Genomic DNA, 792 nt, shown 5'->3' with positions numbered 1-792 from the left:
GGCGGGATGGCGGACGGGTAGGGAAAGAGTGTGCGGCAATGTGTACAGCGCTAAAGTATCCGCCGAAGTAGCGGATTCATACTTTGTATGAGTGGTAGGGGAGCGTTCTGTAAGCGGTTGAAGGTGTACCGGGAGGTATGCTGGACGTATCAGAAGTGCGAATGCTGACATGAGTAACGATAATGCGGGTGAAAAACCCGCACGCCGGAAGACCAAGGGTTCCTATCCCATGTTAATCAGGGTAGGGTAAGTCGACCCCTAAGGCGAGGCCGAAAGGCGTAGTCGATGGGAAACGGATTAATATTTCCGGACTTGGTATAATTGCGATGGGGGGACGAAGAAGGCTAAGCAAGCATGGCGATGGTTGTCCATGTGAAAGTGAGTAGGGCGTTTGTTTAGGTAAATCCGGACGAACATTAAACCTGAGACACGAGACGAGCTACTACGGTAGTGAAGTTGCTGATGCCATACTTCCAGGAAAAGCCTCTAAGCTTCAGATTATACCGAATCGTACCCCAAACCGACACAGGTGGTCAGGTAGAGAATACTAAGGCGCTTGAGAGAACTCGGGTGAAGGAACTAGGCAAAATCGTACCGTAACTTCGGGAGAAGGTACGCTCCTATCTGTGAGGAGACTTGCTCTCTAAGCGGACGGGAGCCGCAGTGACCAGGTGGCTGGGACTGTTTATTAAAAACACAGCACTGTGCAAAATCGCAAGATGACGTATACGGTGTGACACCTGCCCGGTGCCGGAAGGTTAATTGATGGGGTTATCTTCGGAGAAGCTCTTG

1 rRNA gene is annotated in these 792 nt (G+C 51.0%); it reads left to right on the top strand.

Going from position 1 to position 792, the window contains the following annotated elements:
- Positions 1-792 (top strand): 23S ribosomal RNA (locus R2R70_RS18840); the annotation flags it as partial.

This window comes from Cobetia sp. SIMBA_158, from assembly GCF_046566945.1.
GTDB lineage: Bacteria > Pseudomonadota > Gammaproteobacteria > Pseudomonadales > Halomonadaceae > Cobetia > Cobetia amphilecti.
The sequence above is the reverse complement of the archived record's forward strand: the minus strand, read 5'-3'. Positions and strand labels throughout refer to the sequence as shown.